Annotated in this window: 26 protein-coding genes; 16 read left to right on the top strand and 10 right to left on the bottom strand. The window is 63.9% G+C overall.

All coding sequences use genetic code 11. The features are described from left to right. Positions 1–96 precede the first annotated feature (96 nt). Positions 97–1,188 (top strand): DUF2510 domain-containing protein, encoded by a 1,092-nt coding sequence (locus ACIQLD_RS17940; RefSeq protein WP_402610193.1) that lies wholly within the window; start codon positions 97–99, stop codon positions 1,186–1,188. Between the two features lie 196 nt (positions 1,189–1,384). Beyond that, complete coding sequence (locus ACIQLD_RS17935) at positions 1,385–2,449, top strand: DUF2510 domain-containing protein (protein WP_402610191.1); 1,065 nt, start codon at positions 1,385–1,387, stop codon at positions 2,447–2,449. Positions 2,450–2,503: 54 nt separating this feature from the next. On the opposite strand, the gene prfB is transcribed toward ACIQLD_RS17935, so the two are convergent. Then, a complete protein-coding gene (prfB, locus tag ACIQLD_RS17930; RefSeq protein WP_029260598.1) occupies positions 2,504–3,613 on the bottom strand; it encodes a peptide chain release factor 2 in 1,110 nt (369 codons plus the stop codon). Positions 3,614–3,734: 121 nt separating this feature from the next. Here prfB and ACIQLD_RS17925 point away from each other — a divergent pair, with 121 nt between their 5' ends. Together ACIQLD_RS17925 and ACIQLD_RS17920 are read left to right on the top strand one after the other, a co-directional pair. Continuing rightward, entirely contained in the window at positions 3,735–4,994 is a 1,260-nt protein-coding gene (locus ACIQLD_RS17925) for an MFS transporter (protein WP_402610309.1), read from the top strand. Further along, entirely contained in the window at positions 4,991–5,551 is a 561-nt protein-coding gene (locus ACIQLD_RS17920; protein WP_402610189.1) for an NUDIX hydrolase, read from the top strand. The genes ACIQLD_RS17925 and ACIQLD_RS17920 overlap by 4 nt, the downstream gene beginning before the upstream one ends. A gap of 13 nt (positions 5,552–5,564) precedes the next feature. On the opposite strand, the gene ACIQLD_RS17915 is transcribed toward ACIQLD_RS17920, so the two are convergent. From ACIQLD_RS17915 to ACIQLD_RS17900, 4 genes are read right to left on the bottom strand one after another with little or no spacing between them, the layout of a single operon-like run. Next, positions 5,565–6,005, bottom strand: a complete 441-nt coding sequence (locus ACIQLD_RS17915; protein ID WP_402610187.1) for a pilus assembly protein TadG-related protein — start codon at positions 6,003–6,005, stop codon at positions 5,565–5,567. Then, positions 6,002–6,457 carry a TadE family protein gene (locus ACIQLD_RS17910; protein ID WP_402610185.1) on the bottom strand — a complete coding sequence of 152 codons (456 nt, stop codon included), beginning with the start codon at positions 6,455–6,457 and terminating at the stop codon, positions 6,002–6,004. Before ACIQLD_RS17910 ends, ACIQLD_RS17915 begins: the two co-directional genes overlap by 4 nt. Next, positions 6,426–6,827: a TadE/TadG family type IV pilus assembly protein gene (locus tag ACIQLD_RS17905; protein WP_402610183.1), complete on the bottom strand. Its 402-nt coding sequence runs from the start codon at positions 6,825–6,827 to the stop codon at positions 6,426–6,428. The genes ACIQLD_RS17910 and ACIQLD_RS17905 overlap by 32 nt, the downstream gene beginning before the upstream one ends. Position 6,828: 1 nt before the next feature. Then, positions 6,829–7,041 carry a hypothetical protein gene (locus tag ACIQLD_RS17900; RefSeq protein WP_402610315.1) on the bottom strand — a complete coding sequence of 71 codons (213 nt, stop codon included), beginning with the start codon at positions 7,039–7,041 and terminating at the stop codon, positions 6,829–6,831. 90 nt (positions 7,042–7,131) lie between these two features. Between ACIQLD_RS17900 and ACIQLD_RS17895 the strand changes: the two genes are divergently transcribed. Beyond that, on the top strand, positions 7,132–8,547 hold the full coding sequence (locus tag ACIQLD_RS17895) for a recombinase family protein (protein WP_402610181.1): 1,416 nt from the start codon (positions 7,132–7,134) through the stop codon (positions 8,545–8,547). Here ACIQLD_RS17895 and ACIQLD_RS17890 read toward each other — a convergent pair. From ACIQLD_RS17890 to ACIQLD_RS17875, 4 genes are all read right to left on the bottom strand, one after another. Then, entirely contained in the window at positions 8,544–8,756 is a 213-nt protein-coding gene (locus ACIQLD_RS17890) for a hypothetical protein (RefSeq protein WP_402610178.1), read from the bottom strand. The genes ACIQLD_RS17895 and ACIQLD_RS17890 overlap by 4 nt on opposite strands. A 91-nt stretch (positions 8,757–8,847) precedes the next feature. Then, positions 8,848–8,982 carry a hypothetical protein gene (locus ACIQLD_RS17885; RefSeq protein WP_402610176.1) on the bottom strand — a complete coding sequence of 45 codons (135 nt, stop codon included), beginning with the start codon at positions 8,980–8,982 and terminating at the stop codon, positions 8,848–8,850. Positions 8,983–9,197: 215 nt separating this feature from the next. Further along, entirely contained in the window at positions 9,198–10,031 is an 834-nt protein-coding gene (locus ACIQLD_RS17880; RefSeq protein WP_402610174.1) for an AAA family ATPase, read from the bottom strand. Next, complete coding sequence (locus ACIQLD_RS17875) at positions 10,024–10,239, bottom strand: hypothetical protein (protein ID WP_402610172.1); 216 nt, start codon at positions 10,237–10,239, stop codon at positions 10,024–10,026. The genes ACIQLD_RS17880 and ACIQLD_RS17875 overlap by 8 nt, the downstream gene beginning before the upstream one ends. Before the next feature lie 710 nt (positions 10,240–10,949). On the opposite strand from ACIQLD_RS17875, the gene ACIQLD_RS17870 reads away from it, so the two are divergent. After that, on the top strand, positions 10,950–11,084 hold the full coding sequence (locus ACIQLD_RS17870; protein ID WP_402610170.1) for a hypothetical protein: 135 nt from the start codon (positions 10,950–10,952) through the stop codon (positions 11,082–11,084). A gap of 193 nt (positions 11,085–11,277) precedes the next feature. Here ACIQLD_RS17870 and ACIQLD_RS17865 read toward each other — a convergent pair whose 3' ends face one another. After that, positions 11,278–11,532, bottom strand: coding sequence for a hypothetical protein (locus tag ACIQLD_RS17865; RefSeq protein WP_402610168.1), 255 nt, complete (start codon positions 11,530–11,532; stop codon positions 11,278–11,280). A 293-nt stretch (positions 11,533–11,825) separates the two neighbouring features. Between ACIQLD_RS17865 and ACIQLD_RS17860 the strand changes: the two genes are divergently transcribed. From ACIQLD_RS17860 to ACIQLD_RS17815, 10 genes are all read left to right on the top strand, one after another. After that, the gene (locus ACIQLD_RS17860) at positions 11,826–13,391 is read left to right on the top strand and encodes a terminase large subunit domain-containing protein (RefSeq protein WP_402610167.1); all 1,566 of its coding nucleotides are present in this window, start codon (positions 11,826–11,828) and stop codon (positions 13,389–13,391) included. 87 nt (positions 13,392–13,478) lie between these two features. Then, positions 13,479–14,519, top strand: coding sequence for a phage portal protein (locus ACIQLD_RS17855; protein ID WP_402610165.1), 1,041 nt, complete (start codon positions 13,479–13,481; stop codon positions 14,517–14,519). Between the two features lie 3 nt (positions 14,520–14,522). Further along, entirely contained in the window at positions 14,523–16,124 is a 1,602-nt protein-coding gene (locus tag ACIQLD_RS17850; RefSeq protein WP_402610163.1) for a hypothetical protein, read from the top strand. Positions 16,125–16,143: 19 nt separating this feature from the next. After that, entirely contained in the window at positions 16,144–16,521 is a 378-nt protein-coding gene (locus ACIQLD_RS17845; RefSeq protein WP_402610161.1) for a hypothetical protein, read from the top strand. Next, on the top strand, positions 16,521–16,961 hold the full coding sequence (locus ACIQLD_RS17840) for a hypothetical protein (RefSeq protein WP_402610159.1): 441 nt from the start codon (positions 16,521–16,523) through the stop codon (positions 16,959–16,961). The genes ACIQLD_RS17845 and ACIQLD_RS17840 overlap by 1 nt, the downstream gene beginning before the upstream one ends. Before the next feature lie 2 nt (positions 16,962–16,963). Further along, entirely contained in the window at positions 16,964–17,383 is a 420-nt protein-coding gene (locus tag ACIQLD_RS17835) for a hypothetical protein (protein WP_402610157.1), read from the top strand. A 224-nt stretch (positions 17,384–17,607) separates the two neighbouring features. After that, a complete protein-coding gene (locus ACIQLD_RS17830; RefSeq protein WP_402610156.1) occupies positions 17,608–17,901 on the top strand; it encodes a hypothetical protein in 294 nt (97 codons plus the stop codon). Continuing rightward, positions 17,901–19,115 carry a hypothetical protein gene (locus tag ACIQLD_RS17825; RefSeq protein ID WP_402610154.1) on the top strand — a complete coding sequence of 405 codons (1,215 nt, stop codon included), beginning with the start codon at positions 17,901–17,903 and terminating at the stop codon, positions 19,113–19,115. Before ACIQLD_RS17830 ends, ACIQLD_RS17825 begins: the two co-directional genes overlap by 1 nt. Further along, positions 19,112–19,474 carry a hypothetical protein gene (locus ACIQLD_RS17820; protein ID WP_402610152.1) on the top strand — a complete coding sequence of 121 codons (363 nt, stop codon included), beginning with the start codon at positions 19,112–19,114 and terminating at the stop codon, positions 19,472–19,474. The genes ACIQLD_RS17825 and ACIQLD_RS17820 overlap by 4 nt, the downstream gene beginning before the upstream one ends. Beyond that, complete coding sequence (locus ACIQLD_RS17815) at positions 19,471–21,990, top strand: hypothetical protein (RefSeq protein WP_402610150.1); 2,520 nt, start codon at positions 19,471–19,473, stop codon at positions 21,988–21,990. The genes ACIQLD_RS17820 and ACIQLD_RS17815 overlap by 4 nt, the downstream gene beginning before the upstream one ends. Position 21,991 lies beyond the last annotated feature (1 nt).

Genomic DNA, 21,991 nt, shown 5'->3' with positions numbered 1-21,991 from the left:
GTCCTCATCTACGAGCCACTGCCGCGTCACCTGCCACTGCTATACATGAAGTGTCGGCCGCACGAAGCGGCCGCCGAATTCTTTCAAGGGGGAGCCATGACAACGCCCGCAGGATGGTACGACGACGGATCGGGTCGACAGCGCTGGTGGGACGGCCAGCAGTGGACCGAGCACTTCGCCCCGGAGGCCGCGGATGTCCCGGCCGTCTCCGAGGAGCAGGCCACCTCCGACGCGCAGGTCACCTCCGACGCGCAGGTCACCTCCGAGGAGCAGGCCGCGTCCGAGGATGCCGCGGTCGATGACACCGTGATCCGTCCGTCCGAGGAGACCGACGCCTCTCCCGAGTCGCACGTTTCGTCCGCGCCGGCGGCTCCCTCCGACGCCGAGGGTCAGCACACGTCCGACGCTTCCGGGGCGACGGCACCGACGACTCCGCTCAGCGACGACCTCGGGGCGTACTCCGCCCCGGCGGCGCCCGCGTACCCGGCCGTCGCACCGGCACCGTTTGCGGGTGCCTACCCCGGCACCGCGCCGGCGTACCCCGGCAGCACGACGGGCTACCCTGCCGCCGCTCCGTACGGGCAGCCGGGCGTCGAGGAGCCGAAGAAGGTCTCGGTCCTCGGACTCGTCGGCCTCGGGCTCGCGGTGCTCGGAACGATCCTGGTCTTCATCCCCGTGATCGGCTTCTTCGGCTTCATCCTGCTCGGCGCCGGCTTCATCGTGTCGCTCATCTCGCTCTTCCTCAAAGGAAAGAAGTGGCCCGGCATCGCCGGACTCATCCTGGCAGTCGTCGGGACGATCATCGGCATCGTGATGTCGTTCGTGTATCTGTTCGCATTCGCACAGGGTGTGAGCGAGGAGATCGACAGACTGCCCACCTCCTCGCCGTCGATCGAGGCGACCGCACCGAGTGAGACCGAAGGGACTGATGGCACCACCGGAACGGGGCGGCCCACCGCCGAGGAACTCGCGGTCGGTATCACGGCGATCATCCAGGCGACCGGCGCCGAGGGGTACACGCCCGAGCACATCGCGTGCTTCGCGGACGAGTTCGCCGCCTCAGATATCGACGACGAGACCCTGCGCATCATCGCCTCCGGTACCAGCGCCGAATTCAACGATCCTGATGTCGCGCTTGCGTTCACCGAGGAGTTCGCCGACGCACTGCCGGTCTGCATCCTCCCCTGACCCTGGACATGACGTGGAAGGCCTCAGGAGCAACACGCCCTGGGGCCTTCTCCACGCGGTCCTCGCACCATTCGACACGGATGCCTCAGCGCCGCTAGCGTCATCCTTGACAGCCGAATCCCTGCGGATCGGCCAGCGTGGCGAGACTGACCTCACCACGCATCCACCGACCGAGAAGGACACACGGGATCGCCTGATGACAACACCTGCGGGCTGGTATGACGACGGTTCCGGGAACCGACGGTGGTGGGACGGAGCGCAGTGGACCGAGCACGTCGTCACCGGGGGACAGACCTCTGCCGGCGAGCCGACAGCAACAGGCGCGACAGCAGCGGCGACGACGGCAGCGCCCGACGTGACGGCCGAGCCAGAGGTGCCCGCGACCGCGACCGCGGATGCGGAGCCGGCCCCGTTCGTCCCGCCCTACTCGCTCCCGGGCAACATGGCCTCCGCGCCCGCCGCAGCCGCGTACCCGGACGGCGCGGCCTACCCGCCCTATGGCGGCTATCCGGCGGCCTCGTGGCCGGTCGCTCCCGGCCCGCAGCCCGCCGCCGGAGTGCCGGTGGTGGGCATCTTCGGTCTGGGCGCCGTCATCGTCGGCGTCGTCAGCGCCTGCATCCCCGCGATCGCGATCGCCGGTTGGGTGCTTCTCGCGGTCGGGTTCGTGATGTCGCTCATCTCCCTGTTCCTCCGCGGACGGAAGTGGCCGGGGATCACCGGCCTCGTCATCGCCGTGGTCGGCGCCATCCTCGCTGCCGCCGTGTCGTTCCTGGTGCTGGCGACGACCTCGTCGTCGGACAGCGTCGGCAACCCCTTCGCGATCCCCAGCGAATCACCGTCGGATGGAGGCACCACGCCCCAGAGCCAGGATCCCTCGTCGATCGAGGGTGCCGAGATGGTGCCCTTCTCCGATCTCGAAGTGGGCGACTGCCTGCCGCTGGTCGAGTACGGCGAAGACGAACTGGTCTACGAGCTGCCCGTCGTTCCCTGCGAGCAGCCGCACACCGACGAGGTCTTCTTCATCTATGACGTCGCAGACGGGGAGTTCCCCGGCGACGACGTCTTGACGGAAACCGCGTGGAGCGGCTGCTACGAGGCGTTCCAGGCCTACGTGGGCACCTCTTACGAGGCGTCCGAGCTCGACTTCTACAACTACCAGCCGACGAAGGGAACCTGGATCCGCGAGAAGGATCGCACCGTGCAGTGCATCCTCTTCAGCTACGAGGATGTGACCGGGACTCTGCGCGATTCCGGGCGTTGAACGCACGCACGCAGCAAGAAGGCCCCGGATCGCTCCGGGGCCTTCTTCGTGGACTCAGTCCTCGATCTTGCGCTTACGCCAGCGGATGCCCGCGGAGATGAAGTCGTCGAGGTCGCCGTCGAAGACCGCCGCAGGGTTGCCGGACTCCTGGCCGGTGCGAAGGTCTTTCACCAGCTGCTGGCCATAGAGGAAGTACGAGCGCATCTGGTCGCCCCAGCTCGCGGTGATGTTGCCCGCGAGCTCCTTCTTCTTCGCCGCCTCCTGCTCCTTCTGCAGCAGCAGGAGTCGCGTCTGCAGCACGCGCATGGCTGCGGCGCGGTTCTGGATCTGCGACTTCTCGTTCTGCATCGAGACGACGATGCCGGTCGGGAGGTGGGTGAGACGCACAGCGGAGTCGGTCGTGTTGACCGACTGCCCACCGGGACCGGACGAGCGGAAGACGTCGACACGGATGTCGCTCTCCGGGATGTCGACCTCGGTGGCCTCTTCCATCAGCGGGATGACCTCGACAGCGGCGAACGACGTCTGGCGCTTGTCGGCCGAGCCGAACGGGCTGATGCGGGCGAGGCGGTGCGTTCCGGCCTCGACCGAGATGGTGCCGAAGGCGTAGGGAGCGTCGATCTCGAAGGTGGCCGACTTGATGCCCGCGCCTTCCGCGTAGGACGTGTCCATGACCTTGACGGGGTACTTGTGCCGCTCGGCCCAGCGCAGGTACATGCGCATCAGCATCTCGGCGAAGTCGGTGGCGTCGTCGCCACCCGCGCCGGAGCGGATCGTGATGATCGCGGACCGCTCGTCGTACTCGCCGTCGAGGAGCGTCTGCACTTCGAGCTGGTTGATCAGGTCGGTGAGGGCGGCGAGTTCGGCGCGGGCCTCCTGTGCGGAGTCTTCATCGCCCATCTCGTTCGCGAGCCCGACGAGCACCTCGAGGTCGTCGAGACGCTGAGCGATGCCGGTGATGCGGGCGAGCTCGGACTGACGGTGGCTGAGGGCGCTGGTCACCTTCTGCGCGTTCTCGGTGTCGTCCCAGAGGTCGGGGGCGCCGGCCTCCTCGCTGAGACGCGCGATGTCGTCGCGGAGACGGGAGACATCGACGACCTCGCTGATGTCGCCGAAGGTGTGCCTGAGCGCCTGGATTTCGGCGGAGAGATCTAGTTCGAGCATGACACCTCAGCCTAACGTGCCGCCTGCCCGCGCGGGGACCCCGTCGTCCGAGACCCCTGGCCGAGCGGAGTAGCGTGAAGCTGTGAGCAGCGCATCGACGGTCCTTCGGCAGTTCGGACCCATGGTGTACCTGCCCACGATCCTCTTCGCGCTCGGCGAAGGCGCCGTCATCCCGCTCATCCCTGTGCTCGCCGCCTCTATGGGAGCCGACGTGGCGTTCGCTGCGCTCGTGGCCTCCGCGCTCGTCATCGGGCAGTTGTGCGGGAATCTCCCCGCCGGATGGGCGGTGGGCAGGATCGGCGAGCGATACACGATGGTGATCGCGGGCGTGATCGCGATCATCGCCGGGGTCGGGATGGTGTTCGCGCCGTCGCTGGGCGTGCTGGCGGCGTCGGTGTTCCTTCTCGGGATGTGCGCCGCGGCGTTCGGACTTGCCCGGCACGCCTTCATGACCACTCGGGTGCCGGTCGCTTTCCGCGCGCGCTCCCTCTCCCTTCTCGGCGGCAGCTTCCGCCTCGGCATCTTCATCGGACCGTTCGTGGCCGCAGGGCTCCTGCAGCTGTTCGGGAGTGAGAGCGCGGCGATCTGGTTCTTCCTCGCCTGTCTCGTGGTCATGGTGGTGCTGGTGCTCTTCGGGCCCGACCCGGAGAAGATGATCCCTCCCGTTCCGCCGAGCCCTCACGAGCGCTTCCTGGAGGACTCCGGGGAATCCGTCAGCGGGTCGATCCCGACGATCGAGCGCCTGGGGATCTTCCAGACCATGTGGCGTCAGCGTGCGGTGCTCGGACGCCTCGGACTCGCCGCCGCCTCGCTCTCCGCCGTGCGCTCGGCCCGACAGGTCGTGCTCCCCCTGTGGGGGCTGTCGCTGGGGTTGGACGCCTCGACCATCGCCCTCGTCGTCGGTGTGTCCGGCGCCATCGACTTCGCGCTGTTCTATGCGAGCGGTCAGGTGATGGACCGCTTCGGTCGGCTGTGGGCGGCGATGCCCGCGATGGTGCTCATGGGAGCCGGCTTTCTCGCCCTGTCCTTCACGCACGATGTGGACGCCGCGGTGCTGTGGTTCGGCATGTTCGCCGCGGTCCTCGGTGTCGGCAACGGCCTGTCGAGCGGGATCCTGCTGACCCTGGGCGCAGACGTCGCGCCGAAACGGGAGCCCGCGGCCTTCCTCGGTTCCTGGCGCACACTCACCGACGCGGGCGGGGCGATCGCGCCGCTGCTGGTCTCGGCCATCACCGCTGCGGCTGCGCTGCCCTTCGCGGCTGCCGCCATGGGCGTGGTCGGTCTGGTCGGCGCCCTCGGCTTCCTGCGCTGGATTCCGCAGTTCGTCCCGCGGGAAAGACCGGACTCCGGCGACGACTCCTCCGAGGGAGAACAGGAATGATCCCGCGTCTGGAGGCGGATGCCCACCGTCTGGTGTCGACCTTCGTCCCGCGCGCCGAACGAGACCGCGCCGCGCAGGCGGACTTCGCTTCGTTCTTCGGAGCCGACGGAGGCCCGGTGCACCGCGAGGCCGGCCCGGATCACCTCACCGCATCATGCGTGGTGTTCGATGCGTCGCTCGAGCACACGCTACTCGTCTTCCATCGCAAGGGACAGTTCTGGGTGCAGCCGGGAGGCCACGTCGAGGACGGCGACGATTCTGTCATGAGCGGGGCGCTCCGCGAACTGCGCGAGGAGACGGGTGTCGCCATCGATCCGACGGACGCACCGCTCGCCTACGACCTCGACCACCACGGACTTTCGTCCCGCTTCGGCTCCTGCGCCTCGCACCTCGACGTCGGGATCGCCGTGGTCGTCGACCGCGACGCCGCGCTCACGGTGAGCGAGGAGTCTGAGGACGTGCGCTGGTGGCCGGTCGACGCGCTGCCGGCCGAGGTGCCGCCGCAGCTCGTTCCCCGTCTCGAGGGACTGCTCGCGCAGCTGCGCGACCCGCGCTGACCGGAGGATCGTGTCATCGAAGGGCCGTGCGGCTGGTGGCGGTCGATTCCAGCGGCACACCTCCGGGCACGAACACGGACACCAGGGGCGGATGCCACTCCGCGGAGACCGTGACACGCGCTGTGACGCCGTCCGGCGTTCCTGCGGCAGTGATCGAGGCTTCACCGGGCAGCGCGGCCACCAGCGCGTCGGCTTGCTGTTCGACACCGTCATCCGTGAGTTCCGCACGCACGCTGCCGTCGTGCACCGCCAGGGTGAAGCCGTCCGCACCGGCGAGCGCGGCGGAATCCGCCAGCGCATCCAGCCGCTTCTGGGCGATGTAAAGATCGGTGGCGCAGACGCAGACGAAGATCACGGCGAGGGCGAGCAACACGTAGCCGAGGGTGAGCAGCAGCACGCTCCCCTCGTCCTGCTCATGTGCGACGCCGTCCGCGCAGCGTTCCCGCGCCCTCATTCCGCCCCCCACAGCCGCGATACCTTCTGCACCGCTTCAGCCTGCACGCGGACCGCCGTCGATCGGTCGAGCCCGAACAGCTCCGGCACCAGCGGAAGCCGCACCGTCGTGGTGACCGTGACGACGATGGTCGCCCCGGCGGACGGGCACTCGACAGCGGGCGGGGCGCATGCGAGCGTCAGGTTCACCGTTTCCTCATCCAGTCCGTACTCGTCGACGATCGCAGCGAGCACCGCATCGCTCCTCTCCGCCGCTGTCGCGGCGTCGGGTGCCCGCGCGACGACACGAGCGATGTGCCGCGCTGCCGCCTCCGCACCGAGCGTCTGCTCCTGGATCGCGCCGAGCGCGATCACGAGATAGATCAGCGGTACGAGGAGGATCACTCCCACCGCGATGAACTCGAGGGCAGCCGATCCCTCGTCATCCCTCCCCGAAGGTCTCGGCGGGTGCACGAGCTTCCACCTCCATCGCGAGAGGAAGACCGATCAGTCCGAGCAGGGGAAACGTCGTGCGCACGCGGACCTCGACCGTCTCGTATGGCGGGGCACCGGAGACATCGATTCTGATGTCCTGGGCATAGTCAGCTCCGACCGCGCGTGAGATGACTTCACGGGTGAGGTCGGCGCCTTCTTCCGGGGCCGTGTCGGCAAGAGCCGCGTGATACGCACCTTCGACAGCGGCATCGTGCACCACATTGCGCACGTACACCGCGAACGCGACCTGCAGCACCGCGAGGGTGAGCGCTGTGAGGAGCGTTCCCACCAGCACGAACTCCACCGGGCTGGAACCGCGGTCGTCGGCGAATCGAGACCGGGCACGCATCTCAGAGGCCGGAGACCCGCTGGATCGCCTGCTCGAACAGCGAGGTCAGCGCAGGCCCGGCAACAGCCCAGATGAGCACCACCAGCCCGGCCGTCATCAGTGTGACCAGCACCCAACCGGGCACGTCGCCTGCTTCGTCGTCGACGAATGCACGAATCCGCATCGCCATGGAGCTCTGTCGGTGTCGCCGTGCCTCGTGGGTCGATGTCGTCATGATGGTCCTTTCGTTGGCGGATCAGCCGATGCCGAGTCGGAGGATGAAGAGTCCGGGATAGACGGCGAACGGCACGCTACATTTAGGGGTATGTCACGGACTGCCCTCTATCTGCGTATCTCTCGCGACTCCGAGAAGCTGGGACGCGGTGTCTCCCGCCAGCGGAAGGAATGCGAGGAACTGGCTTCTCGTATCGGTCTGACCATCGCTGCCGTCTTCGAGGACAACGACATCTCCGCGTCTGGCTACAGCAAGCGGGTACGCCCCGCCTTTGAGGAGATGTTGAAGCGCACCGAGGCCGGAGAGTTCGACACCCTCCTAGCTTGGGACCTTGACCGCCTCATTCGAAAGCCAGAGGACGGCGAACGCCTGATCGACCTCAACGCTAAGTCCGGTGCCAACATCCGCACCGTGTCCGAGAGTGTGGACCTGACCACCGCCAACGGGAAGCTCTTCCTCCGCATCAAGGTGGACGTTGCCGCGCATGAGTCAGAGCACAAGTCTGACCGCATCAAGGCCGCTCACCGCCAGCGGCTGGAGGAGGGCAAGCCAATCAGCGGGCGTACCCCGTTCGGATGGAAGCGCGGAGGCCTGGAGCTAGAGCCGGATGAGGCAGACGCTATTCGGGAGGGTGTGGCTCACGTCCTCGCTGGAGGCTCTACAACCTCGCTCATGAGGAAGTGGAACGCAGCCGGTCTGCTTGGTCCCTCTGGCAAGCTCTGGAGCACCGCGAGCGTGAAGAACGTCCTCCGGCGCTGGAGGAATGCGGGCGTGGTCGAGCACAAAGGCGAGCCGCTGGAGGTCGAGTCTCAGATTGCGCCCATCGTCAGCCGCGCCGACCTGGAGGAGTTGAGGTTGAAGCTGGAGCTACAGCCCTCCCCGCAGGGTAGGCCGGTCGCTAAGTCGTGGCTCTCCGGCGTGATGAAGTGCGGGGTGTGCGATATGAAGATGCTCCCCAAGAAGGACTTCTACATGTGCCAGACCCAGACCGAGCGGAAGCGTGAAGCCGGGGACGAACGGCGGCACGTGTCGATTGCTAAGCACGTAGCTGAGGACCGGGTACGGACGGCGCTCTACTTCGAGGCCAACAAGCGCGCCCGCTGGAGCACCGTGGAGGCCGCTGGAGTCGAGAAGGTGCGCCAGATAGAGGCCGAGCTGGTAGAGGCTCAGAAGGACCGTCAGGAGGCCACACAGCTTCTCTTCGTGAAGGGTGTGGACAAGGCCGTTGTGACCCGCGAGCTTGCCCGCCTGGATGGAGAGATCACCCGGCTAGAGCGTGAGCGCCTGGAGAACCGGACGGCTAGCTCAGAGGCCGCGCGGATTGCCGAGCTTATGGACGGCGTGACTGGGACGGGGCTGGACTTCACCCAGGCATGGGTGGAGTACTTCGACGGTCTGGGGATCGAGGAGAAGCGGGACCTGGCCCGGACTCTGGACATCACCGTTGCTAAGGGCGGTAAGGGCGCAAAGCGCATCCAGATTCCGGGCCACCCCTTCCTGCCCTAGTTCCCGTAGACGGCCTGGTGGCAGGCCTCAGCCATGTCCACCATGTCCGAGGTATTCGACGTGTCGTAGACGCCGCGATCCGTCATGCACGCGCGGTAGTCAGCCTCCTGGACCGAGCGCTGGACGTTGAAGAGGACCACGCCGACGATGACCAGCAGCACCACTACGGCGGCACTGAGCGAGATAACCGCAACCTTCATCTTGTTCATTAGTCCCTCAACAATCTCTGCGTACGCAGGAGCTTAAGTGCAACCTGTGCCTCTCGGAAGCGAGCACGTACGTACAGCAACCGAATGTCAATCACTCAGTCACCGCCGCAACCTGAGCAGCCAACGTGTAGGTGGTGTTGGACGTGGTGCCCGCCTTGACCACCAATCCCTCTGCCGTCCAGTACTCCAGCTCGCGCCCGAATCGCTTACCCTCAGCGGTCTTCATGTCACCCTTCACGCCAGCCGCCGCGCGCAGCTCCGGCGTCTTATGCGGCTGACCGTCCCCGAGCAGCGCGAGGACCGGAGGCCACCACTTCGACTCAGGACGCTTACCGCCGTTGTTGACGATGACGGCAGAGGGTCCCTTGGACTGGAGGCTGAACCCGTGCCAGGTCAGCTCCGCGCCGTCCTTCTGCTTGCCGTTGTGCTTATTCGCTGTGCTCAGCGTGAAGCCCTTGGACGGGTCCTCAGCTTCGACCGGATAGCCATGATGACGGTATCCGAGTTGTCCCGCTTGGCCGTGGCTCCACGCGCCTTCCCGCCTCCGGCTGGGGTGTGGTCGAGAACCAGGATGCTGGTCCCCTCACGCGCCATGCGCAGGCTCTGAATGTTGCGGAAGACCGTACCGGCCTCAGCGTTGTTGTTCTCATTCTCAAAGTAGGCAAGCTGATTCAGGGTGTCGAGGATGACCAGGGAGTACTCCCCATCTCGGATCAGCTCGCGCACCTGTTCCAGCGACTCTTCCACCTGGAGGTTGACGCCCGCCTCCACGTACGTGACGGCGTTCCTAGGCACCTGGAGGGAGGGGTGAGCTTCGTTCCAAGCGTCGATACGATCACCGAACGCAGCCGCTCCCTCAGCCACCACGTAGAGCACGCGCCCGCGCTTAGTCTGCTTCCCGAAGAACGGGGCACCGCACGCAATCGCACGCGCCAGCCCGAGCGCCAGGAAGGACTTACCCAAGCCTCCAGGACCAGCCAGAAGGGCAATCGTGTTCTCCTGGATCAGGTCAGCCACCAACCACTCCGGGCTAGGCCGGTTGCGGATATCCGCCTCCGAGCTAAGGACCAGCTTCTGCTCCCCGTACTCATGCGCGCGGATCAATGCGTCTGCCTTCCGCGCGAGGTATCGACTCCGCACGGTCTCGCGAAACTTCACGGACGGAAGCTCCGCGATTTCTTCCGGCTTCATGCCCGCGAGGGTGGCACCGTCCGGGAGGTCCAGAGTTCGGTCTACGTAGTCGAGGAAGGTCCCCCAGTCGAGTGGTTCACTCATCCTCATCCACCTCCCACACGGTCAGCTTGACCTTGCCGTCCAGGGTGAGCAGGTGAATCTGGTCACCGGTCAGGACGATGGGGCGATACACCCCGTCAATGCGGCGCTCATGCGTCCAGGCGTCCAGGTCCGGGTCATAGATGAAGCTCAGGCCGTTGAGGCGGAGACAGTGATTGAGACCGTAGGTCTCTTCGTACTCAGGATTCATCGAGCAACCTCGATTGCACGCTGCACGCACTCAACCGAGGTCCACGGGTAGTACCTCAGACCTTCATTGGTGCGGGCAATGCAGATGCCGAGTACGTCAGCAAAGTAGACCACTCCACCTATCACGCGAGACTCTGATAGCCAGACCGTTACATCGGTGCCCTGGTCAAATAGATGTGCAATGTTGTTGGCGTTGTTAGCCATATTTCAACCTCTTAAAGTAAAAGCCCCACCAGGGAGGTTGAAATCCTGGTGGGGCTAGCTACTAGAGCTTACGTATATGAGTGGAGTCTCAACCTCTGACTGTGGGGAGCTACCACTCATCCGGGCTAAAGTACCGGTGCTCTTTAAGTTGTTGGACCCCGGGATAGGAACCGTATTTGAAGGAGGTCTATCCCGGGGAGGCGATAACACCGAGTCAACCACTGACTCAAGAAGTTTGCCGTGGTTCTATTCTAGCAGCTATTCGCAGGGGTGTGTTTTCGAACCCCTCAACTTCCCCATTCCCCACTTCCCCATTCTCCGCAGACGTGTAAACGTCTAGGACGGGGAAGTATATGGGTAAGGGGAAAGAATGGATTAGTACTATATAACAACTCAGCAGACTCCCAGCTAAGTAGTCTGCGGACCTATCTTCCAAATAGGGGTGTGTCAATTCTGGGATAATTAGTTGCAGGGACAAATATCCCTCACTAATCGAAAGAGGCACACATGAAGATTGCGATTGCAAAGGCCCTGCGCAACCTCGCTGAGCGCATGGACCCGCGTCCCGTGGCATTCCTGACTGTCCGATCCAGCGCGTCAGTAGACGAGTTCCTGGACGCGGTGAACGGCAAGCGTGACTGAGCTATCCGAGCGGGTAGCGCCCGCGTACCTAGAGCACGGAACCCCCCGCCCCTACAACTCCAAGCATTGCCGTTGTGAGTATTGCTCCGCAGCAGCCCGTGTATACAAGCGCTTCAAGCGTCAGGTGGAAGACCCTACCGAGCTGTTGGCTCAGGTACGGGCAGCAGCCCTAGCCGGTGCCCCTCTGCCCGAGCTAGCCAAGCCTCAGGTCAACAACAAGGCCCGCTTCAATAAGCAGCACCGTACGCGCACCGCAGGCGAGAAGGCCAAGACTGACGTAGCTGTAAAGGCCGCAGCCGACGCAGCGCACCAGGCCCGCCTCCGTGCCGTTGAGCACGTGAATGGTGACGTAGCAAAGCTCGCCCTCCTGGCCGTGGCTGAGATCACCACAGACCCATTGCGTGAGCTGAGGTACCGCAGGGTGGTGGATGCACTGTGAGTAATGCACACCGTAGCCCTGAGTGGTTGAAGTTCAGTAAGCAGCAGCGTACTCAGATATGGCAGCCACGCATTGACGCTGGTGGTATCCAGTGCCGCCGTTGCCGTGGTGCTATTCGTGCGGGTACGCGCTGGCATCTAGGCCACGTCATCGACGTACGTCTAGGTGGTGCGTTGTGTGACCCCGCCAACGTATGGCCCGAGCACGTGCGCTGCAATACCCAGGCTGGTGCCTACCTATCCCACTCCATCCGTTACGCAGCCAAGCGCAGGGATGAAAGGGAGCCGGGGTGGTGACTTCGCATGGATTCTTTGAGTGAAGCACCAAAGCCGTCAGCATTGCAGCAGAAAAAAATCCCACAGAAGGCGTCCCCCGAGGATTTGCGATCTGAGGAGGCGTGGATTGCGTTCCGCAGCCTAGCCCTGGAGCCTCTAGAACACTCCGAGTTGGTCACAAATGAGCAGACCCGCGCAGAGTTCATTGAGGGTTGCCGTCTGCTTGGTCTGACCTTCGTCTTTCCGCACCAGCTTCTGATTGCCGACGTGCTTAACGCGGGCAAGCGCACTAACGGCGCACTCCTCCCCCGTCAGGTTGGTAAAACCAAGACGCTGACCATTATCACCTTGGGCCGGTGCGCCCTGCGTCCGAAGTACAACGCCGCATTCACCATGACCACCGCAGCCGGGAAGGCGCATGAAGTCTTTGGACAGAGCGTTGTGGATGAGCTGGAAGCGCTGTGGCCCGACGAGTCCACACGTCCCTTCAAGCTCTACCGCGCTCCAGGCCGTGCCTATGTCAGCTTCCCCAATGGCTCACGCTTTGCCGTGAAGTCTCCCAAGGGTGCCAGCTTCCGAGGGTCCAGCTATGACCTGGTGTGGGTTGACGAGGCCGGAGAAGCAACGCTCTCCGTGGGTGAGGACATCTTGGGCGCGGTCATGCCCGCCTTCATCGCCACAGCGGCTCTGCGCGACTATCCACCGCAGCTAGTCGCAACGGGTACGGCTGGGTCCTATCGCAAGGGACAGCTCCTCTGGAGCGCTCTCCAGGACCTCAACGGACGGCTCCGCTACGCCTTCCCAGACCTCACGGTTGAGGAGGACCTAGCGAGCTGGGATGACCGCGCCGGTGAGCTGGTGCGCGCCATGCATCCGGGTCTGGAGTGCGGCCTGGCTCTAGAGGCCGATATCCGCGAGTTCTTCGAGCTGGAGTCAACGTCCGTCGAGCGCTTCCTACGCGAGTACGGCGGCATCTTCGGCACTGACCTTGTAGGTGACGCGATTGTGTCGCCGGAAGACTGGGAGGCGGCGGGGCTGGACACTGATCCCTCTGCCGTCACCCCGCCAACGCGCTTTGCCCTTGCATACGGCATGGACAGAGACGGCAAGCATGGAAGCGTGGTGGCCGCGTGGCGCGACGAGTTGGGCCACGCGCACCTCCTGAGCATGAAGCACCGTGACGGTACCGACTGGGTAGCCGAGAAGGTCTACGAGCTTGCGCAGCGCTACAAGGTACCGGTGGCGTACGACACGGTAAATGCCTTCGCCCGCTCCGAGGCGGACAAGCTGGAGCGCGCCCGACCGCGTACCAAGCTGCACCCACAGACCACACGCGAGGTGAGCACCGCCGCCGCGCTTCTGGTAGACGACGCAGCCAACGGACGAGTGCGCCACTACCGCCAGCCCGCAATGGACGACGCAGCCGCCAAGGCCGTCAAGCGCGGCTTCCGGCAGTCAACGTCCTGGGGTATCGGTCCCAGTCATCCGGACGATGACGTGAGTGCTCTAGAGGCCGCAGCTCTGGCCCTCCGCCTCTACGACACGGAGACAAAAGAAAAGCGAGCAGTCATTACGACAATGCGTGTTGGCTAATTCCATTATACAAACATCAAAAAATAGACCTTTGTAAATGCATTTACCATTGTATTAGGACACAATGCATTTACAAAGGAGTCCCTTTTGGCACGTTTCTGGGATTGGTTGCTAGGCGACCCAAACGCCTCCACCGCTACGGTCCCTTTCCCGATCTTCCCTATTGAGGAGGAATCGACAATCCAGCGCCTAGTTGCGCAGGACTTGTTTAAGGGAGAGGGCGATATTCTCTCGCGTGCCTCCGCACTCCAGGTTGGTGGAGTCAAGAAGGGCCGCGCCCTTATCTGCGGTGCTGTGGCTGACGCCCCGCTCGCTGTCTACCGGCTGTCTGAGCGCGTAGCCAAGCAGCCCACCTGGACCTACCGCACTGACGCGGGTATCTCCCCGTGGCACACGTGGTCAATGGTCCTGGATGACTTCATCTTCTACGACCGTTCTCTACTCGCCTTCGACATGGGCGCTGACGGCTACCCCGTGGACATCATGCGTGTCCGCTATGACCGCTGGGACCAGGACTCTGAGGGCAACGTCCGCATTGACGGACAGGTTGTTGACCAGAAGCTGGTCATGGTTGTCCCCGGTCCTGGAGGTGGTGGTCTCCTCTCGACTGGAGCCGCCGACGTGAAGGCCGCTCGCGCACTCGCTCGCGCCCGCGCCGCTCGCGCCATCGCTCCCGTTCCGCTGGTCGAGCTTCATCAGATCAGTGACGAGGAGCTGACTCAGGACGAGGTAGACGGCCTGGTGGACGCATGGTCCGCCGCACGCGCCGCTAACGGTGGCGTCGGGTTCACGGACTCCCGAGTGGAGGTCCGCGTTCACGGTGACAAGTTGACCGACTTCTACGAGGGCGCTATCAACGCCTCCCGAACGGATATCGCTAACCACCTGAATATCCCTGCCGCCCTTCTGGACGGTACCCCCAACACTGCATCCCTGACCTACGAGACCCGCGAGGGCCAGAGCCAGGTCCTCTGGGACACCACCGTTCCGTACTGGGTAGGTCCGCTGGAGGCGGCTCTGTCCTCTGATCGCGTCGTGCCCCGTGGTCAGAAGGTCCGCTTTGACTTCACGTCCAAGCGCGGGCCTACCCCTACTCCGGCAATCGCCGGTCCCGATATCGAGGACTAACCCATGACCGAAAACCAGGACCTTTCCCAGCCTCTTATTGAGAATGATTCCCCTTCTCAGGTTGGACAGTTCGCATTTGACCCTGAGTCGCGCAAGCTTCGCGGCAACCTCCTGGAGCTGGGCGTCAAGTCGCGCCCGAGCCAGACGGGCCACGTCGGCTACTTCACCGCCGACACCCTCAACCTTCCCCGTGACCCCTCCGTTGTCACCCTCAACCGTCGCCATGACCCGCAGGACCCGGTAGGCCGCGCCACCGTCCTGGAGGTTCGCGAGAACTACGTCTATGCCGAGTTCCAGCTAGGCGACACCGACGAGGCGGACGCCTGGCTCACGGAAGAGAAGGACGCCCTACGCAAGCTCAGCGCCGAGGTCCGCTACCTGGACTCCGACCTGAAGTCAGCACGCCTGACCGGTGCCGCTCTGGTCACCGAAGGCGCATTCGCCAACGCCGGTCTGTTCGCCCTCGCTCCCGAGGAGGAGGCCGCTGTGGACGCCGTGGTGGAGGCCCTAAACGCACTTGACCCCGAGGCCCTCGCAGAGGTGCTGGAGCGCGTCACCCCAGTTTCCGAAGACCCGCAGTCCGAGGACACCAGCTCGCAGGAAGGCCCTGACGAGGAATCAACAGATGAGGAGAAGTCCAAAGTGACTGACCTATTCCAGCCTGAGGGCCTGACGCCCGAGGCAAAGACCAACACAGGCCTGAGCGCACTATTCGCGCAGGCCGCAAACCCCACCGCTGAAGGTGCCGAGGCATTCCGCCGCGCCGGTCACTTCGCCATCCAGAACATTCAGGAGTCCGGTCCTTCCGGTCGCACCATTTACGACGACACTGCGTCGCCTGTAGCCCTGGGTGAGCTGTGGGAGAAGCAGGCCTACTCTCAGCGCTTCATGCCGCTGATTTCGCAGGCACCGCTGACCGACACGACCGCGCGTGGATGGCGCTGGGTCTCCAAGCCTCAGGTTGGGGACTACGCCGGAAACCTCGCTGAGGTCCCTAGCAACGTCATCGACACCGAGGAAGTAACCGTCAAGGCTCAGCGTCTTGCCGGTGGTCACAAGCTTGACCGCATTTACCGCGACTTCAACAACCTCCCCGTTATTGAGTCGTACTTCCGCAACCAGACGGAGGACGTAGCTCGCAAGCTAGACGCCAAGGCGCTTGCCGCCATCATGGCCGCTGCCACCACGACCGCTCCGGGTGTTGTTCCGGCTGGAGTGGACAAGGGAATGGCCGCGATTGTTGACGGCGCTCTCGCTGTCATCGAGACAGAGAACCGTCCCAGCTTTGCGCTTGTCTCGCCCGAGCTGTACCGCGACATTCTCCTAACCAACGATGACGACAAGCTCGCCTTCCTGAACGCCGGATTCGGCCTAGAGGAAGGTGACTTCGCATCCTTCAAGATCGTTCCCGCCAACATCGGCACGGGCAAGGTCATCGTGGGTGCCAAGGAAGCCGTGAAGTTCTTCACGCCTTCACCATCCCCGATTCTCGTTGAGGGTCTGGACGTGCATCACGGTGGTGTCGATCTCGCGGTCTTCACCTACTACGCCTCAATTGCCGAGAACGCAGCGGCTATCCGCAGCGTCACCGTAGCGGGCGCGTAAGCGAGCGGGGCGCGTAGCAATGTTCACCAAGTACACCGTTGAGGAGGCTCAGACCCGTTGGGGTGTGGGCGCTCCCGACGCGGGCACCCTGGAGCAGCTTCTGGCTGTGTCGTGGGAGCAGTGCGTTGCCTACGCGCCCCTGACACTGAGCGAGATCAACTTCTCTGCGATCTTCCAGGCCGCGCTAGATGACGAGGACCCGGAGTCCGCTCTGGAGATTCCAGCCGGTCACCGCGAGGCGCACTTCATCCAGGCCCGCAATATCTGGAACGCGACTCTAAAGGCTCCCGGCGCTTCCACGTTTGGACCGGACGGTATGGCGATTTCGCTGCACCCTCTGGACTGGCACGTGAAGCAGCTTCTACGTCCACGCACCGCCGTTCCGAAGGTGCGCTAATGCCGTCGATCAGTAAGCAGCTAGCCGAGTACCTGGAGCCTCTGCTTCCGGAGACCTGGGACCTCTACACCGTGGAGGCCACCCTGGGGAATCTCGCACGCCCCGCCGTCCTCCTGAGCTACGTCTCTTCCTCTGTCCAGTTCGCCGGTCCTATGCCGTTGGGCAAGCGATACGAGATTCAGGTCACCTACGTGTCTCCCGTCACTTCGTCTATGGAAGCCGCAGATGACGACCTATGGGACGCAGAGCAGACCGTGGAAGCCGCTCTCCAGCAGCTTCCCTTTGCCGAGCTGACCAGCTCCCAGCGCGCCACCTATGGCCGCGACTCCGAGGACCAGCCGACCAACTGGGCGCACACGTTCGCCCTCCAGATCGGCATTCCCTACGACCCCAATCCTGAGCCGGCGATTGAGCCGGATGACGCTCCCGAGGAGGAGTAACTATGGCTACAGCAGCCGCACCACAGGCCTTCACTCTGAAGGACGTAATTCTGTCCATTGAGGGCGACGACTACGCCGCCCACGTTTCCGAGGTCACGTTCACCCCCACATCCAGCTCTTCGACCTGGCAGGGTATGACGCCCACGGCAACCTTCACTGACGTTTCCACAGCCACTTGGACTTGCACCCTGGCATATGCGCAGGACTGGTCTAACCCAGACTCGCTGAGCTACAAGCTCCACGAGGAGGAAGGCGCGAGCTGGGAAGTTCTCTTCAGCCCGCGTAAGGGATCAGGTCAGCCCGCATTCAAGGCAACCGTCATCGTCTCTCCCGGTTCTATCGGTGGAGCCGTAAACGGTTGGGCGACTGCGACCGTCACCCTGGGTGTCTCCGGACGCCCTGACCCTGTGCCCGCAGTCTGACCGTGGCGAGCGGGGTAGATGTCTTCGAGAGCCGGGAACTACAGCAGGCCCTCCTGGCTCTCAAAGTCCTGCCCTCCGAGCTGACCAAGCAGACACGCAAGTTCACCAAGCAGTTGGTGGATAAGGAGTGGCGTCCCGCGCTCGCAAAGAACGCGGTTACGCCGATCCAGAAGGCGGTCCTGGTCCGTACGTCCGTCAGCTCAGTGACGCCTACCAACGTCACATTGAAGTCAGCGACCAAGGGACGGGTCTCCTCTGGGGTCCCGTCCCAGGTCCTGGCTTCCGGTGCCGAGTTCGGCGCTGACATGGACCGCTACAGCCGGTACACCCGCCGCTCTCCACGTGGCCGCTCCCACACCGTGACCCGTCGCACCATGCGCGGCTTCGGTTGGCATCGCGGACGGGACGGGCGCGTGGTCTTCCCCGCCGCGCAGGACATCGCTCCCCGCGTGGCATCCATCTACGTCCAGACCCTCCTCCGCACGACAGCGGAGGCAATCGAGGAAGGAGCCAGCTAATGGCTGGAGGATTCTCAATCAACGCCATGCTCAACGCGAGCAAGTGGCTCCGTGGTGTTGACGACATGAAGTCGTCACTGACCGACCTGGAGGGGTCCCTAGATGACGCCGCCGACGAGGTACAGAAGCTAGACCGCGAGGGCAAGCAGGCCTTCGACAAGCTGGAGCGTGGAGCCGAGGAAGCAGCCGACGAGGCCAACACCCTGGAGAAGCGTCTCCGTGACGTTCGCGACACGGTAGACGACGTAGGCGACAAGTCCAAGAAGTCCTTCGAGAAGGCCGAAGACGGCGTGAAGGAGTTTGGTGATGAAGCCAACTCCACCGCCAAGGAGTCCGCCGCGTCCTTCGACGGATCAGCGGAATCCATCGTGGATGCGTTCCAGGAGATTGCCGCCAACGCCTTTGCCGGGTTTGGTCCCGCTGGGGCTATCGCGGGTCTCGCTGCCGCTGCCGGAATCGGTCTGGCAATGGCCGGATTCGAGGACGTGCAGGAAAAGCAGGAGGAGTCTCAGGCCCGCGCCGCCGAGTGGGCGGACGCCTTCATTGAGGCAGGGTCCCGCGTCCTGTCCTTCGACCAGAAGGCGGCAAAGGTCCGTGACATCATCACCGACCCCGACCGCTACAAGGTCGCAACCGAGAACGCCAAGCTCTGGGGTGTCTCGATTGACACCGCAGTTGCCGCACTAGCTGGCTCCGAGGGTGCCATTGACGAGGTTTCGGCCGCGCTAGAGAAGAAGAAGAAGGCCTCCGAGGAGGACGCTCAGGCCGCTATGGAAATGGCGGAAGCCAACGGCTCTGCTCTTCTCGCGCTCACCCCTGCCGAGATCGAATACAACAAGGCCCGGGATGCACTCAACCTCCTGACCGGAGAGATGGAGCGCGGCGCACAGGGTGCCGACGTTATGAGTCGGTACCTCATCGACACCGCTCGCGCGACCGCTGGGGCTACCGAGGCCGTAGACGAGTTCGGGGACACCATCATCACGCTTCCTGACGGTCATCAGGTCTACATCGATGCCGAGACCGGACAGGCCACCTCTGACGTGGACGCGATCAGCCGCAAGATTTACGGCGTTCCGGACGGCAACGCGACCGTCAACGTGGACACCTCCACAGCGAGTTCAGGACTCAACAACTGGATCAGCCAGAACAACGGCAAGACCATCAAGATTTACGGGAAGTACGTCTCCCCGGCTGGGAGCAACGTACCGTGACCTCACTCATCATCCCGAACGACGGCACAAGCGCCAACGTCTCCCCAACGCTGGTGCTGGGCTATGAGGCTTCTCTGGAGTCTAAGAACGTCGTACACGACATCATCGGCGGCGGCATCGGGGTAACCCTCATCCGTCCGCGCCCGCGCTCAGGGACCCTTGCGCTGTTCTTCACCGAGGAGTCCGCCGCGTTCGCCGCCGTCGAGCTGCACAAGCGCGAGACCAGCTTCACCCTGTCTGACACAGACCGCCCGGTGGTCGGTATGCGCTACATCGTGGACGGCTCTGTAGGCATCCGTCTAACCGACGACCGCAAGCGCTGGGAAGTCTCCATTGATTTCCAGGAGGTCGAGGCGTGACCTCCATATTCGTACGTCCTGAGGCGTCCGCAACCATCACGGTTGCTGACCCCATCATCGTTGTCCCTGGGTACGACGAGACGGTGTATTCATGGGGCTTCGAGTCCTACGCGACTTCTCCTAGCTTCCAGGTCTACTTCCAGAACTTCGAGACCAACACCCTTGACGGTTGGGCCTTGACCGGTGGCGGGAAGCTGGTCAACACCCTCTGGGGCGGCGCTCCACTTTCGCAGGGACAGCGCAGCCTTACCGTGGGAGGCAACGGCACCACAACCACACCAAACTTCAGCCGCACCTTCACCGGTCTGACGGTAGGGCGTTCCTACACTGTCAGCGCTATCGGGTGCGCCCTCGCGCCGTCTCCCGTAGTTACGACGGGAACCATCGGCGTTGACGGTATCGGTACCTCAGGGAACGTTAACCTGACCAACGCCGCGAACAACACCGCGTCCTACGCCTTCGTAGCCACAGCGACAAGCCACGTCGTCCGCATCACCACCACCAACGGCGGTACCGGCGACATTGGCACCTGGGACAACATCACCCTGACGGCCAACACCTACGTCACCAATAACGGGCGTGACGGCTTCTCCAGCGGAACCGTAGGTACCTCACTGAAGCGGACGGGTAACTACGCCGCCCTCATGAACGGTGCCGCACGCGCCTTCACCGGCCTCCAGATCGGGCACCAGTACACGCTCCGAGGATGGCGCTGGGACACGGGTACGGCCAAGTGGATTCAGGCGGGTGCGACCTACACGGCGGCATCCACCGCACAGAGCTTCAGTCTCCCTGCCGGAAGCTACACGTGGGACGACATTGAGCTCATCCACCACGTTCCGCCCGTGGTCACCTATGAGGCTGAGCTGGAGATCAGTGAGGGCAAGGTCCGTCTGGATGAGAACTACAGCCCGTATGTCACGGCCAACTTCACGGTCCCTCTGACCTCGCTGGAGCTACTGGAGCAGATCGACCCCCGCAACCCTCAGCGCGTCACCATCACCACCACCGAGGGAGTATCCGGCGTGACCCGGGAGTACGACCTGGGGCTACGCTCACGCACCGTCGACCACAAGGCCGGGACGATCGACATTGAATTGGCGTCAGACGAAATCCTCTTGCATGACCGGAAGAACGTCTCGACCTCCGTTGACTCCTCCGCGCGCCAGCATGAAGCCAGCCTCCGCGCTGTCTGCAACTGGGCGCTGGGAAAGATCGGCGCATCGCTCGCACCAGGCACCGCAGACGCTGACCTCACGGCGCGCTGGAGCGCTCAGAACGCGATCCTCAACCCCAACGGCATCAACGGAGGCGGGGCCTTCACGCAGGCCGGTAACGCCACCCTGAGCTGGTCCGCCGCCAACGGCGTTGACGGGAACCCGTACCCAATCATCACCAGCGCCGCAGCCGGTCAGGCGTTCCTTGCCATGCCGCAGACGGTCAACGTCAAGAAGGGCGACATGTGGACCTTCAGCGCGTACGGCAACAAGTCCAACGGCATGACCGGAACGCAGAACTTCATCCTTCGCGTTTACGAAATGGACAGCACCCGCTCAACGGTCTTCCGTCAGATCGAGTCCACGCCTGTAGCGCTGCCGTCGTCGGGCGGCACCGCCCCCTACACGTGGGCACGCGCAGACCTGACGTTCACCATCCAGGACCCGCGTACTCAGGCGCTCATGATCTACGTGTCCGCTGTGGCAACCGCTGGCTCTCAGGCCTTCGGCTTTGACCGCTTCATGTTGACTCAGGGTCCGCTACTTCTGGACTTCTTTTCCGGTACGACCGCGCCCGCTGGCTACGTCACCAACTGGACAGGACAGAGCACCCCTGTAGTCAACAACTCCGTGAGCGAGCGCCGCCCCGCAAACGGTATCGAGCGCCTTCCCGAGGTCTTCAACTGGACTCCTGGACAGTCGCTATTCGACTTCCTACAGCCGCTCATCAACACGTCTGGCCTTCGTCTCTTCTGTGACGAGGAGCGCGTATGGCGGCTGGTGGACCCGGCTGATTACGAGGTGCCGGGGTACGTGGTTGCTCAGACCGGGCACAACGCCACCGAGGGTACCGACTCGATCACCCGAAATGACGACACGTGGGCGGATGCCGTCGTGTGCATCTACGAGTGGACCGACGCCGAGGGAAGCTCTCGCACGGCGTATGACGTAGCCGGGGACCCCAACGGCAAGACCATCACGCGCGAGATCAACCGCGAGTACCCCGGTCCCGGCGCTGCCGCTTCGATCCTCGCGAGCTTCGCCGGTCGAGGCCGCACGCAGTCCGTCACGGTCGTGGGGCAGTACGCAGCCGCCCCGGGCATGGACGTAACCGTGAACCTCCCCGGAACGCTCACGCAGACCGGAAAGGTTCGCGCGGTGGAGCTGGACCTGGGGTCCGGAATCAACCGCATTGAGACGCGCGGACTTACCGACGCTCTCCCCGGCTCATGGGTCCTTTGGAACCCAACCCAGACCTGGAGCCAGGTCACCCCAACTTTGAAGTGGAAGGACGCCTAAT

Source organism: Microbacterium sp. NPDC091662 (assembly GCF_044756705.1).
Classification (GTDB): Bacteria; Actinomycetota; Actinomycetes; order Actinomycetales; family Microbacteriaceae; genus Microbacterium.
The sequence above is the reverse complement of the archived record's forward strand: the minus strand, read 5'-3'. Positions and strand labels throughout refer to the sequence as shown.